The 12,551-nt window shown below is 43.4% G+C and carries 15 protein-coding genes; 9 read left to right on the top strand and 6 right to left on the bottom strand.

What is annotated here, in order from left to right; genetic code table 11:
• Positions 1 to 43 precede the first annotated feature (43 nt).
• A complete protein-coding gene (locus PMG25_RS20605; protein ID WP_283768774.1) occupies positions 44 to 2,428 on the top strand; it encodes a Calx-beta domain-containing protein in 2,385 nt (794 codons plus the stop codon).
• A 190-nt stretch (positions 2,429 to 2,618) separates the two neighbouring features.
• Here the strand turns inward: PMG25_RS20605 and PMG25_RS20600 are convergent, their stop codons facing one another.
• The 3 genes from PMG25_RS20600 to PMG25_RS20590 form a co-directional block, all read right to left on the bottom strand.
• The gene (locus PMG25_RS20600) at positions 2,619 to 2,906 is read right to left on the bottom strand and encodes a type II toxin-antitoxin system Phd/YefM family antitoxin (protein WP_283768773.1); all 288 of its coding nucleotides are present in this window, start codon (positions 2,904 to 2,906) and stop codon (positions 2,619 to 2,621) included.
• 38 nt (positions 2,907 to 2,944) lie between these two features.
• Positions 2,945 to 3,286, bottom strand: coding sequence for a XisI protein (locus PMG25_RS20595; protein ID WP_283768772.1), 342 nt, complete (start codon positions 3,284 to 3,286; stop codon positions 2,945 to 2,947).
• 366 nt (positions 3,287 to 3,652) lie between these two features.
• Positions 3,653 to 5,269 carry a DUF6930 domain-containing protein gene (locus PMG25_RS20590; RefSeq protein WP_283768771.1) on the bottom strand — a complete coding sequence of 539 codons (1,617 nt, stop codon included), beginning with the start codon at positions 5,267 to 5,269 and terminating at the stop codon, positions 3,653 to 3,655.
• Positions 5,270 to 5,467: 198 nt separating this feature from the next.
• On the opposite strand from PMG25_RS20590, the gene PMG25_RS20585 reads away from it, so the two are divergent.
• From PMG25_RS20585 to PMG25_RS20575, 3 genes are all read left to right on the top strand, one after another.
• The gene (locus tag PMG25_RS20585) at positions 5,468 to 5,824 is read left to right on the top strand and encodes a HesB/IscA family protein (protein WP_283768770.1); all 357 of its coding nucleotides are present in this window, start codon (positions 5,468 to 5,470) and stop codon (positions 5,822 to 5,824) included.
• 101 nt (positions 5,825 to 5,925) lie between these two features.
• The gene (locus tag PMG25_RS20580; RefSeq protein WP_347178893.1) at positions 5,926 to 6,348 is read left to right on the top strand and encodes a tetratricopeptide repeat protein; all 423 of its coding nucleotides are present in this window, start codon (positions 5,926 to 5,928) and stop codon (positions 6,346 to 6,348) included.
• A 214-nt stretch (positions 6,349 to 6,562) separates the two neighbouring features.
• Positions 6,563 to 6,760, top strand: coding sequence for a hypothetical protein (locus PMG25_RS20575; protein WP_283754411.1), 198 nt, complete (start codon positions 6,563 to 6,565; stop codon positions 6,758 to 6,760).
• 156 nt (positions 6,761 to 6,916) lie between these two features.
• Here PMG25_RS20575 and PMG25_RS20570 read toward each other — a convergent pair whose 3' ends face one another.
• Both PMG25_RS20570 and PMG25_RS20565 read right to left on the bottom strand, forming a co-directional pair.
• On the bottom strand, positions 6,917 to 7,333 hold the full coding sequence (locus PMG25_RS20570) for a type II toxin-antitoxin system VapC family toxin (protein WP_283768768.1): 417 nt from the start codon (positions 7,331 to 7,333) through the stop codon (positions 6,917 to 6,919).
• Positions 7,330 to 7,608, bottom strand: a complete 279-nt coding sequence (locus PMG25_RS20565) for a hypothetical protein (RefSeq protein WP_283768767.1) — start codon at positions 7,606 to 7,608, stop codon at positions 7,330 to 7,332. The genes PMG25_RS20570 and PMG25_RS20565 overlap by 4 nt, the downstream gene beginning before the upstream one ends.
• A 122-nt stretch (positions 7,609 to 7,730) precedes the next feature.
• On the opposite strand from PMG25_RS20565, the gene PMG25_RS20560 reads away from it, so the two are divergent.
• The 5 genes from PMG25_RS20560 (at position 7,731) to PMG25_RS20540 (ending at position 11,093) form a co-directional block, all read left to right on the top strand.
• A complete protein-coding gene (locus PMG25_RS20560; protein ID WP_283755130.1) occupies positions 7,731 to 7,982 on the top strand; it encodes a hypothetical protein in 252 nt (83 codons plus the stop codon).
• Positions 7,983 to 7,985: 3 nt separating this feature from the next.
• Positions 7,986 to 9,494, top strand: coding sequence for a uroporphyrinogen-III C-methyltransferase (gene cobA, locus PMG25_RS20555; RefSeq protein ID WP_283768766.1), 1,509 nt, complete (start codon positions 7,986 to 7,988; stop codon positions 9,492 to 9,494).
• 148 nt (positions 9,495 to 9,642) lie between these two features.
• Entirely contained in the window at positions 9,643 to 10,020 is a 378-nt protein-coding gene (locus PMG25_RS20550; protein ID WP_283768765.1) for a DUF433 domain-containing protein, read from the top strand.
• Positions 10,017 to 10,409, top strand: a complete 393-nt coding sequence (locus PMG25_RS20545) for an ACP S-malonyltransferase (RefSeq protein WP_283768764.1) — start codon at positions 10,017 to 10,019, stop codon at positions 10,407 to 10,409. The genes PMG25_RS20550 and PMG25_RS20545 overlap by 4 nt, the downstream gene beginning before the upstream one ends.
• Before the next feature lie 30 nt (positions 10,410 to 10,439).
• Positions 10,440 to 11,093 (top strand): uridine kinase family protein, encoded by a 654-nt coding sequence (locus PMG25_RS20540; protein ID WP_283768763.1) that lies wholly within the window; start codon positions 10,440 to 10,442, stop codon positions 11,091 to 11,093.
• A gap of 28 nt (positions 11,094 to 11,121) precedes the next feature.
• On the opposite strand, the gene PMG25_RS20535 is transcribed toward PMG25_RS20540, so the two are convergent.
• Positions 11,122 to 12,549, bottom strand: a complete 1,428-nt coding sequence (locus PMG25_RS20535) for a DUF7017 domain-containing protein (RefSeq protein WP_283768762.1) — start codon at positions 12,547 to 12,549, stop codon at positions 11,122 to 11,124.
• Positions 12,550 to 12,551 lie beyond the last annotated feature (2 nt).

Genomic DNA, 12,551 nt, shown 5'->3' with positions numbered 1-12,551 from the left:
GTCATCTAAAATAAACAAGTCCTAACGGTGAGGTAGTGAACAAATGTCAACAATCTTTGGAACTCCTGGTAACGATATCTTAGTGGGAACACCCGGTTCCGACAATATATTTGGCTTAGAAGGCGGTGATTTTCTCGAAGGTCGAGAATCAGGCGACTTCCTATCGGGGAACCAACAAAACGATTTCCTCTCCGGTAACACCGGTAATGATAGCCTCCGAGGGGGAATGGATAATGACACCCTCTTCGGCGGACAAGACGATGACACCCTCCTCGGAGATTTAGGAGATGACTATGTATCTGGAGACCTAGGGAATGATTCCCTGTTAGGCAACCAAGGCAACGACCAACTCCTGGGAGGTATGGGTAACGATATCCTCTATGGAGGACAAGACCAAGATACCCTCTATGGAGGGCAAGGTGCAGACTCCCTCTTTGGAGACCTAGGAAACGACACCTTATTTGGCGACCTCGGCCCCGATACCGTCACAGGGGGAGCCGGTCGTGATATATTTGTTCTCTCCAATAAAAGTGTAGCCGGCCAAAACCCCACTACAGGCGGCCCGCAAAAAGTAGATGCTGATATTATTGTCGATTTTGCTGATGGAGGAGACCTGATTGGCCTGCAAGAAGGGCTACAGTTTAGTCAACTCTCCTTCTTTGCCGATACCATCGTCTATCCCGATGGCAGCAGCATTAGCGGAACCATGATTCAAGACCAAGTAACCGGTAACTATCTGGCCTTGCTGCCCGGTATCAATCCCAGCCAACTCACCACCGATGACTTTACCCTAGACCTAGTTAACCCCATCACCGGAGGAACCCCAACCCCCACGCCTACACCCACACCGACTCCAACACCCACCCCGACACCCGTTCCGCCTCCCGTCCCTTCTACAGTAACCCTGGCGTTAATAGATGGAAGAGCATTTGAAGGCGATGTAACCAATACAGCTAGTTTCAGGGTTACCCGTGCAGGAGGAAGCACAGAAGCAGCACTAACGGTAAACTACACTATTGGCGGTACAGCAACTAACGGTACAGATTATCAATCTCTTAGTGGTAGTGTGACCATTCCTGCTGGTGCAACAGAAGCAATCATTACCGTGACTCCTATTGATAATGTTGACTTTGAGGATGGAGCGAGAACCGTTGATGTAGCTCTAGCGGCAAGTGGGTTTTATATTGTTGACCCAGCAAATAATGCCGCTCAAGCCACCATCTACGACAACGAAACCATTTATGTTGATGATGACTATGTTGATAACGATACAGTCGGTGGCGCTCAAGGCGATCAAGCGGTAGTCGGTCTCAACGCCTTTAGGGAGATTAACCCTGCCATTCAAGTGGCTGGTGGTAATAATGAGCCTCCCCCAGCGACCAATGCTGAACCTGGAATTGTTATCGTAGCGGCTGGAGAGTATCCGGATGTTGTATCAATTAGCCGCACGATCCGTTTGCAAGGCCCTAATGTAGGAGTGGCTGGAAATGCCACCCGTAATCCAGAAGCACATATCAGAGACCTAGTAGACCCAGTAAATGGTAATGGTTCTATTACCTTTGATGCTACAGGCCCAGGTACAGGCCTGGTCGAAATTAATGGTTTCCTGATTGACCCCCCAGACGGCCAAATTGCGATCAATACCCGAAATGCTGGGAATAACACGCTAATTACCAACAATATCATTGAAGATGTGGATAACGAATCGGCGATCGTCAATTTCCCCCAAACCAATCCAGCGTTAAACCAGACAGAAAACTTGACGATATCCAATAACTTGATTCGCGATGTGACAGGTGACAATAGAAATGGACTATTCCTATTAGATATTACTGGACTAACGATTAACAATAATGACATTCAGACTATTCCTGGAAATGGAAGTCGAGGGATGAATCTCAGTGGTATTGTGGGGGGAACGATTTCTAACAATAGGATTACTAATACCAACGAAGATGCGATTCAGCTTGCGAATAATATAAAAATTGCATCGGGTTTCCCTCGAGATGTAAACACTGAAAATGTCACCATCTCTGATAATATTATTACAGATGCAAATACTTCTGGTTTGGCAACTAATGGTGGCATTCGGTTACGTGATGGTAACTTCGCAGGTACGAATACCATTTCTGGGAATCGGATTAGTAATACGGGCCATGCTTCGTTAGTTTATAGAGGGGCAAGTTTTCCTGGTGATACAGGTGAGTTTACTCCTGTTGCAAACACATTGACAGTTACAGGTAACACCTTTAATCGAGGAATTAATGGTGGCATGTTTGCAATTGATAACAACAGTGTAAATAATGTATCGATTGCTAGTGGAGCTAACTTTGTACCAGGAACAGTAGCAGAAGACCCAACAGGATTAACTGCTGCTAATGCAACAAACCCCATCGCTTTAGTTGAAGGTGGTATAAACTTCATATAACAGAGCTAGGGAGTAACTATCTAGCGAGTAGGGTGGGCAGGATAATCAGCCATAATGTACCTTCTACAACTGTTGTCCTGCCCACCGTTACTATCTATAACAACGGTATCTGTGTTATTCTCCTGAAGCCAGATTTTCCTGTCTTAAAGCTCACCATGAAAAATTTAGAATCTGCTGGGCGATCGCCTGCTTATTCTTCAATCAGTTCCCGTTCAATGCCTTTACCTGCTTTAGCAGATTCAATGGAACTTAAAAGATGAGCGGCATTCGCTGGATTAGATAAGAGATATAGGGTTTCTTTCCATGATGTAAATTCATCGAGAGACATCAGTACGGCTCTTTCCCCTTTATCATTGCAGAGAACGATCGCTTCGCTATTGGCGATCGCACGTTCAATCACACCATCTAAATCCTGTTGCGCTTGCTGAGTCGTCAAGGAGAAAAAGTTGATGGCGAAGTTGTGGTTGCACAATTGCAAAACAAGTTTGAGAAAATAGCGTTAACAACAGAACCCGATTAGACTACGGCAAAATCAGAATAGGGGCGCATAGAGGGATGGTGAAAACCAATAACAATTTCTTGCTTAGAAATTCCCATCTCTTCCAAATCTTGATCCACTTCAATATCTGTATTATTCTCCTGAAGCCAGATTTTCCGGTCTTTAATGTCAAAATGAAAGATGCAGTGATGAATGCGCCGAGTCTCTTGCCAGCCAATATCGAGTAACAGGTAATGGTAATTTTCTGTATCCAACACAAGCTGCACTTCAATTCCTGGTTCAGGACTTTGGCTCATGGAGTGGGCATATTGTTTGAGCAAAGTGGTTATACTCTGCCGATAATGTTCTAGTCGATCCATAATTGAATTTCCTCCGTATCTGGCGTAAAAACAATCAGTAGTAATTAGCCTTGCTTTTCTAGGGCAGTTCTGACGGTTTGATGAAACCGATTTTTTCGAGACATGCTTTATACTCTAAATTACAATCGTCTACCAGTCTACGATTAAAGCACGGTTAAACAGGAGGCGATCGCCTGACAACCATCCAGATTCAGATAAAATAAGTAGCAGCTAGTAGGGTGGGCAGGATAATCCGCCATAATGTAATTTATACCACTTTTGTCCTGCCCACCTTTACTATCTATCCATAACAGGGAGATCTGTGTTATTGACCTGAAGCTAGATCTTTGCGTCTTTAAGAGCAACATGAAAAATGCAGCTTAACTATTACCCATTCCCCTTCTGCCGCGCGAAGCGCTGTATAAAATCCTGAATCGATAAAAATTTTGCCTCAAACAAGGCTAACATATCTTTAGGCTTAGGATTACCACGGGACTCGCCCTTCATTCCCATGGCAATCAATAAACCACAATAGCCTTGAGTTTGACGACATTGATCGTCCCAGTGTTTGCGATTTTTTTGGTATTTAGAAGTTCTCTCAAATTCATCAAATAAGTATAAGTTGCCATCTCCGGTTTGAAGAATCCCTAGATCAAACATGGTTTCTGTATAGGGATCTTCTCCCAAATTCAATCCAATCCCATCCAAGCCATCAATGGCTTCTAAATCTCGGATTAAGGTCTTGGCGTTTCGTTTACTGGTTTGAACGATCGCCACCGGTAATCCGGCTCCAATACCTCGGATTTCTTCCGGTGCAGCCGGGTAAAATTGAATGTGTTCGCGAATTTGCTCCCAAGTTTCCCAACTGAGAATATCGAGGCGACAGAGGGCATTTTCGGGAATCAAATCATAGTGAAGAAGGGGGCCCTCTAAATCTTCATCCTCTTCTAAAGTATTCATCATGGCATCAAGCTCTAGGGAGACCTCTGGCAAGGTTTCTACTTTAACCAACAGGGAAGATTTAGACTCTTTATCGGTTTTTGGTAAAGAAATACGGTAACGTTGGCTGAGGGGTTCAAAAGATTCTATATCCAGAGAGTCACGAGTAGACTTGAAGAATCGATGCAAGGCTTCTAAAGCGACCTTGATCGCTAGGGGTTCCCGATCATATAAGGTGGTGCGTAAGCCTTCGAGGGGATGAATTACGCCGAAAGAGGGTTCAATTTCTGACCAAGGGAGCAGATTCAAAAAGCAGTCTTCTTCGGCTAGATCGGCTAAGAGAGAGTCGGGTTTCAGGTCAAAGTTAATAAAGAAACAGTCTTGATGAAATAGGGCTGTTTCTATATCTTCCATGGTGGTATGGTTGAGGACAGCTTGGCGAAATTGTTTGAGAGAGTCTAGGGAACGGTAGAGTATAATCGCGTATTCTTCGCCGAGCATTCCCAGGATAGAAACATAAAAATTCTCAATATCCCATTGATTGAGGTGGATACACAGAATTTGATGGTCAGCGAGTCTTTGCCAGGGTTGAATTTGCCAAATTTTTTCGGCACTCTTGGATAAGAAGGGGGGATATTCTGGATCGGTTTGGAGAAATTTTTGACCGACTTCTTCAAGCATCCGTTCAAAGAGATGATCGATCAGGGGTAACTGGGGCCGATATTCAATGTCAATGTCTAGGTTTTGTAATACGCCTCGCAAATAAAATTGAATTTCGCGATCGCACACTACGATTTTTTGCGGCCGACTGGGTTGACTCGGAGGGGGTGGGGTTTCCATGGCTTGTAGGAGCGCTCGGACGATCGCCTCTGGGCCCATTTCAGGATTGACCATTTCCATCGATCGCACCATTCCTTCTGAGCCATCCACCCATAAAATACATTCAGGCTGAAATGCCTCTTCTAGGGAGATCGGTATCACTCGGCGGTCTCCTTCCCAAATACTCCCTCCTGGTTGGGGTAACTGTTGAAGACGGCGACAGGTAGAGGGGGTTAGGTTGATCATAGGGGTTATCTCTGGGAATGGCCAATCAGTTCCAGAGTTTATCGTAATCTCTAGATTCTGTAGATTCTGATTTTAATCGCGATCGCAGGGGTTCTGGTAATTAAGTTTATGGTTACCAGTGTAGCTTTCTCTCCTGTAAGGGGGGTTGAGTCGATACAATAAAGATTAAGTTGACATCAGGAGTTGAGGTATACAGTTATGACTCAAACCATAGAGAGTTCTAAACGCGGCATTATGATGACTGATGCTGCTCTCAAGCAGGTGCAGTTTTTACGCGAAAAGCAAGGCAACGATCTGTGCTTGCGTGTAGGGGTTCGTCAAGGTGGATGTTCGGGTCTGTCTTATTTGATGGATTTTGAAACCATCGATCAGGTCAAAGACAATGATGAGATCTTTGATTATGATGGCTTTAAGGTGATTTGCGATCCCAAGAGTATGCTGTATCTCTATGGATTGGTACTCGATTACAGTGATGCTCTCATTGGTGGCGGATTCCAGTTTACCAATCCCAATGCCACTCAATCGTGTGGTTGCGGTAAATCTTTTTCTGCCTAGACTTGAGGCTCGTCATTTTCTGTTAAACTAGGTAGTTGGTCAAATTCGGGCGCGGTTTAGCCTGGATTTGACCAAAATTTATGTTTTGCACTAAGCCGGTTATGACTCAGACAGCAGAAGACTTGTTTAATGAAGGAATTGAACGCTACAAGAGGGGAGAAAGTGCCGCCACGTTGATTCCCTTGTTTAAGGATATTTGCGATCGCGCCCCCAAACAAAGTACCGCCTGGACTTGTTTGGCTTGGTTATATTTACTCGAAGATAAACCCAAATCGGCTTACAAGTCTGCACAAAAGGCGGTGAAGCTGAATCCGGAAGACCCTCAAGCCAGGGTAAATCTAGCAGCAGCCATGCTGGAAACCAATAAAAGTGGAGTCCGCGAACATATTGATATGGCCCAGCGTTTGATTATGGCCGTCTCGGAATATCGCCAAGAAATTGAAGAGAATTGTAAAGAAGGGTTAAGCAGAAAACCCGATTGGCAAAGCCTCCAGAGAATCTACGATTGGCTCTTTTCCAGTTAAATCAAGGGTTTTGGGTTTGAATGCTTGCCATTGCTAAGTAATTATCCTTATTGAAAAACTGTATAAAACTTCATGATTCTATACAGGATTTAACCCAATTTCTTCGATTCTAATGATAAGATCTGATGAACTCAGACATAAGGTTGGTCTATCAATCGGTCTGAGGGCAGATAATTTTTAACATGAAGTCAATTAAGAAAGGAGTCAGGATATTATGTCTGTTGATAGTAAAGTAGCCATTAAACCCGAAACCCGTAACCACAAAGGGTTCTTTGTCCAAGAAGCGGAATATAAACTGATGGGGATTGCTGATTCTGGATGGGCACTCATTTGTCTGGATGATGCGGTTTGCCATTATGTCGATCCCGATGATTTACAAGCCCTCCTGGAAGCTAATGGTGGCTTAGAGTAGATCGATTCTCAGTTTTTTGAGTAAATTGAATAGTCAAGATGACTGTACTCATTCAGTACAGTCTATTTTTTTGCTTCTGTTTGATTTATTCCTCTCACTCTTGTTCTAATCAAATTCAAACTCCATAAGTTTGTCAAAGCTGCTGCTGTTACGAGATTAATCTAGATTCAGCAATCTTAAAAGTGCAGTCGGCGTAAAAATAGAGAGAGTCACGACTCTAAAATCATCGGGGTTACGGGTAACAATACCATCTACCCCAGCCCTCAAAGCCGCTTGATACTGGATGGCATCCTCAAAATCTTGAAAATCACTTTTTAGAGCCTGATGGATAATCTCACTATCAACAACTGCAACAGCACAAAAATTCAGTAATTTACTGAGAAACTCAATTGTCCAAGCTTTGCCCCTAGCTTTACGAACAATATAAAAAATATCACTAATCGTTGATGCCGATACATAACCGTTTAACGCTCGTTCTTCACAGGCGGACAAAATGCGATCGCTCTGCTCGAAATAAGGCTCCCTTTGCAGAGCAACATCTATAATAATATTGGTATCCAGCAAAATTCTCATAGATGGTATTTCTCCTTAAGCGCCTCCCACTTCGCTGTATCCTCATCAAAATCATCTGGTACAGGTTCAGTCTGTTCAAACAAGCCTTGAAAAGCCTTGACCCGACTTTTGCGGGTTTGTACTTTAGCTTTAGAAGTCTCTCTCTGTTCTACCTCAAGGGTCACAGAGTCACCACTATGGCGATGTTTAATAAACAAAGTAAAATCTAACACCTGAGATAATAAAGGCTCTGGGATTTGATCGATCGCTTGAAGAAGCTGGTCTCTTAAAGTCATAATCTTAACCTTTGAACGCTGCTAGTGTAATCCATCAGATTGGAAACCACGATATACCCTCCGGCTATAGACAATTCTAACGTTTTAATTTTTAATCTTTAAAGATCAAGAAATACAAGGGTATGAAAGACAAACTCTTAAACGGACTCAACACGGTTTTAACTCTCAACTTATTTTTCGTCTTGTTTAGCTTTGGGTGGTTTGCGATCGCCCTTTTGGGTCGTTCTTTGGAGATTCCCCTAGGCTTCGATCTCTGGTATAGATTGTGGGAGCCGGTGTTTACTCCGGCGATCGGGATTTTGATGGCTGGCTCGATCGCCAGTGGTGTGATCAGTTGGATTAACCGCCGATTGAATCCGGAATCGAAATCTTAACCGATGGTTGGTAAGGTCTATTTAGTCGGCGCAGGATTAGGCAGTCTGGATACCCTCACCCTACGCGCTTATCATCTCCTGAAACAGGCCGATGTCATCATCTATGATGCGCTCGTTGATGCGCGTCTATTTTCCGAAGTGCGATCAGATTGTCTATTACTGGACATGGGAAAACGGGGAGGTCAACCGAGTGCCTCCCAAAGCAGCATTAATCAAGCGCTGATCTATTACTGTCAACAGGGGAATCAAGTGGTGCGCCTCAAAAGTGGCGATCCTCTGATTTTCGGTCGCAGTGGTTCGGAACTGCAAGCCCTGATGAGCCAAAACTGTCCGGTAGAAATTGTTCCCGGTCTTTCTTCTGCCATTGCTGCGCCGACTCTGGCGGGAATTCCCCTCACCGATCCGATCTTAAGTTATGGGTTTACTGTAGTGACAGCTCACGATCCGAGTCTGTTGAATTGGCCGGTTTTAGCCCAGATGGAGACCCTGGTCATTCTGATGGGAACCCGTAAACTAGCGGAGATTATCCGTCAACTTTGCAGCCATGGGAAAGATCCGCAGACGGCGATCGCCATCATTCGCTGGGCCGGATTTCCCGAACAACAGATTTGGCAAGGCAGATTAGACAACATTCTGGAACTCACCTCAGATCAAAAGCTGTCCCCAGCCGTGATTATTATAGGAAAAGTCGTGAATGAGCGGCTCCAAACTGTTGATTTTCCCTGTCCTATGCCCCTATCCCAACATACTATTTTAGTTACCCGTTCGGCGGGTCAATCCAGTCAATTTACGCAACTGTTGCAAGCACAAGGAGCCAGGGTGATTGAAATGCCTGCCCTAGAGATTGTAGCGCCTTCGAGTTGGGAATTGTTGGATCGGGCGATCGCCACTTTATCCACCTTTGACTGGCTCATCCTCACCTCCAGCAACGCCGTTGACTACTTCTTTCAAAGGCTCCAACACCATCACCTCGACAGTCGCGCCCTTGCCGGCCTTAAAATTGCCGTAGTCGGCAAAAAAACCGCCGCCAGTTTACGCCAACAGGGACTCGAACCTGATTATATTCCCCCCAACTTTATTGCCGATGCCCTCGTCGAGCATTTCCCCGAACCCTTATCCGGTAAAAGCCTGCTCTTTCCCCGTGTGGAAACCGGAGGTCGAGAAGTCCTCGTCAACCAATGCACCACCCAAGGGGCAAGTGTTACTGAAGTTGCCGCCTATCAATCCCAATGTCCCCAAACCCTGCCCCCAGAAGCCTTAAACGCGCTGCAAAACGGACAAATTACGGTGATTACCTTTGCCAGTTCCAAAACCGTTAAAAACACGGTTCAAATGCTGCAACAAGTGGGGGAAATTGCCCTAAATGCTGTAAATTCTGTCTGTATCGCTTCCATCGGCCCCCAAACCTCCAAAACCTGTGAAGAACTCCTAGGGCGCGTCGATGTTGAAGCAAAAGAATATACTTTAGACGGACTGACGGAGGCGATCGTACAATGGGCAAAAAATCATTAACCGTTCAATCTCTGTAGGGGCAGGTTATACCCAAATCTAGGACACCCACAAATCAATAATCTAAACCCGCCCCCATCCCACGACTCGCTTGAACTTGAGCTATCATTTAAGCAGTAGGTTTAGACAACTCTATTAATAGAAAAAAAAGATGGTTTCACTCTCTGAACAACCTGTAAAAATCATTCGTACTGAACGGGGACTAACCATTTCCGGAACTCGTATTACTCTGTACGATATCATCGATCATCTCAAGGCCCAGTATCCTCAGAAATTTATTCGTGACTCATTTAACCTTACCAACGAGCAAATTGATGCAGTCCTCGCCTATATTGACAGACATCAGGCAGAAGTAGAAGTTGAGTATCAAGAAATCTTGAAAACAGCAGAAGAAACACGACAATATTGGGAAGAGTACAATCGCGAACGCTTTGCTAAAATTGCTGCTACTCCACCTAGAAAGGGACATGAGTTAGTGCGAGTAAAGCTTGAAGAGAACAAAAGGCTGCGAGCATCAAGACAGTCATGATTATTCTGGCTGATTACAATTTGAATCGGCAAGCGCTCGTCCTGTCTGGAAGTTTAGTGACTGGAGGTTGGTTAGAGCTAATTTCCATTCGGTTGGTCACATTTGAAGCCATGGGTTTATCCGCAGATAGTAGCGATCGCCTGGTTTGGAATTTTGCCCAGACCAATCGGATGCTGTTACTGACCGCTAACCGCAATGCTAAGGGTGAAGACTCTCTCGAACAAGTCATGCGTGCAGAAAATCAACCCACTTCTTTTCCGATTATTACCATTGGCGATCTAGATCGGGTCAATGAATTTGACTATCGAGAGCGTTGTGTTGAAAAGCTTGTGGAAATTGTGATCGATCTTGACGATTACATGGGTGCAGGTCGTTTATTTATTCCCTAAATAGCAAAGAGTTATACTGTTTAATAAAAGATGAAATTACCTGAAGTGTTACTCAATGATATTCATAAGGCAGTCGATCGCATCGAACAAGCCCGTTCTCAAATTTCTGGCGATCGCAGCTTACTCGTTGCCCTTAGCGGTATTGATGGCTCAGGGAAAGGTGTAATCAGCAACGAAATCTTGAGTATGTTGACAACCCGAAACCTCAACATTGCCTTAATTGGACTCGATGCTTGGCATCATCCCCAAAGCATTCGATTTAATCCAGACAATCCAGCCCAACATTTTTATGATAATGCCTTTCGCTGGCAGGAACTATTTGATTCCTTGATTCTCCCCCTGAAGCAGAACAAGTCAATTTACTTACAAGCAAAGTCGCTAGATCTCAAAACCGATCGATTTTACGACTCTACTTATGACTTCAAAGATATAGATATTATCCTCTTTGAAGGGATTTTTATCTTGAAGAAACCCTGGATTGATGAATACGATCTGAAGATTTGGGTTGATTGTAGTTTTGAGACTGCCTTAAACCGAGCCTTATCGAGAGGGCAAGAAGGTTTAGGAGAAGAGGAAACGATTCGCGATTTTCAAACTATCTATTTTCCGGCTCAGAGGATTCATTTTGAGCGAGATAATCCGACAGCATCGGCTTCATTGATTATCAATAATGATTTAAAATAGAAAAAGCTGGATGTCCAAAATCCTGGAATTAACTCAACTCATCAATCGCAGCAATGGCAGTCAACCCCCATCGATTTTTCTTTTTGTCCAACTTCTTCACAAAAACAAGGTTGAACATCTGCCCATCCTGAAGTTGATTGGCTAAATCATGTGGAACATAAATATCATCTAAAAAGCCAAATCCGCCTTTTTTAAGTTGGAACTGACCAGTTCTACAAGGCAGACTATCAAAGGTATGTCCAGATTCACGTTTTTCAACCACAACGACAGTTGGATGATCGCGGCTCTCGTCAATAATCACGGTCACAGGATCGCCAAATGAAAGACTTAAGTTATTGAGTAAACCTCTTTCAGGACTAAAAATCTCTTTAGGTTCCCCATGAAAAAACAACCCAAATTTAACCATTCTTTTCTTGTTCTTTGTGAAAAATGTGCCAATATAATTCGCATTGTATTTTGGATGGTTTGCCCAAATTCCTCTTTCTGCATCAGCAGCTAGACTTAATAACTTTTGCTGTGGATCAAGCAAACTCTCAGTTTCAGAATACCAAGAAGCATTTATAAGTTTGTGAAGTGGCTGAGGAATTTTCCATCCATTGTTCCTACGAATCGTAAAGGCTTGTTCAGCAGACCATTTAGCAAGTTTTCTCTCATTCTCAGAAGCAGCTAATCGGCTGAGATCTTCAAAGACGCTAACACCAAAATTTGGATCTTTACAAGTCAAGCAAGCTTTTGCACAAAGCGCTAATGCAAGAGTAGAATCAGAAGCCTCTATAACCTTCGCAAGCTTGTGCCATGCCCAAAAATCACCACGCTTTTGTTGAACTAAAGAAATAAGAAGATTTCGTGCTTCATCTAGCTTCCCTAAATTTTTAAGCAATAAAGCCTTATGATAAATTAACCATTCAGGTTTTTGGACACTCTTACTTTCAAGTGCATAAGTTATAAAATCAACCGCAAAGTATTGTATCTCATGAATATCAGAGTAGTCTTCGCGAGTTAATTCACCTGAAACTTTCCCAACTTTTCTTGCTGTCTTTTCAAGTAAGGATTCAAAAATTTTACCCTCAGCATTAGTTGAAATTTTTAAATCTTCTGGTCTGAAAGAATCAATGCCAGCCCATATCATAAATTTAGGTAGAAACTTCAACTCTTCTGGAAATCTTAAGGTCTGCGAGAGTAAAAGACTAAAAAGTAAATCAGGTCGATCAAGTTTGAGTTTATAATACTCTCCTAATATTCCTTTTAGTTGATCGGCAAAAATATTTTTGGGGGTTGACTTATTTTTAGCAGCTTCCTCTACAATTTTCTTTAATTTTTCATATAGAACCCATCCGAAACTATTTCTGATATAGGTATCTTCGGGATACTCATTCAATAATTCTTTACCTCTTCTATAAGCTTCATCTAGCCTACCTGATTTTCGCAAATCTGTAATTTCTCGATCTAGTCTCATGA

The sequence above is a fragment of the Roseofilum capinflatum BLCC-M114 genome, from assembly GCF_030068505.1.
Classification (GTDB): domain Bacteria; phylum Cyanobacteriota; class Cyanobacteriia; order Cyanobacteriales; family Desertifilaceae; genus Roseofilum; species Roseofilum capinflatum.
This window is presented reverse-complemented; position numbering and strand designations above follow the sequence as displayed.